At 59.4% G+C, this 313-nt stretch carries 1 protein-coding gene; it reads left to right on the top strand.

Annotation, left to right across the window (positions count from 1 at the left end; genetic code table 11):
* Positions 1 to 233: hypothetical protein (locus tag F2P45_RS34950; RefSeq protein ID WP_166882742.1), on the top strand; the 233-nt coding region annotated here is incomplete at its 5' end.
* Positions 234 to 313: the final 80 nt, after the last annotated feature.

Here is a 313-nt window from a genome sequence, read left to right on the forward strand (position 1 = left end):
CGCGGCCCCGGCTCGACCTTCCCGGCTTTCTCATTTACGTGGGGCCGAATGTCCTGCTGTTGATGGTCATGAGCTGGCCGCTGGTGCGCATGCCATTGACGCTGTTCCAGCACGTCTATCCATACATCGTCCAGGCGCTGCGGCGCTGGGGCATGCGCGAGCACGCGGACGACGTCGCCGCCGTGATTGTCGGGGTGTTTTTCCTGACGTCTTTCATCAACGTGATCAAGTAGAAGCCAATGAACATCCTCCATTTTCCACCACTGCGCGCACTGATGCCGCCAAAAATCCTGTGGGTACGTGCGAACCGCAT

Source organism: Massilia mucilaginosa, assembly GCF_011682145.1.
Taxonomy (GTDB): Bacteria; Pseudomonadota; Gammaproteobacteria; order Burkholderiales; family Burkholderiaceae_D; genus Telluria_A; species Telluria_A mucilaginosa.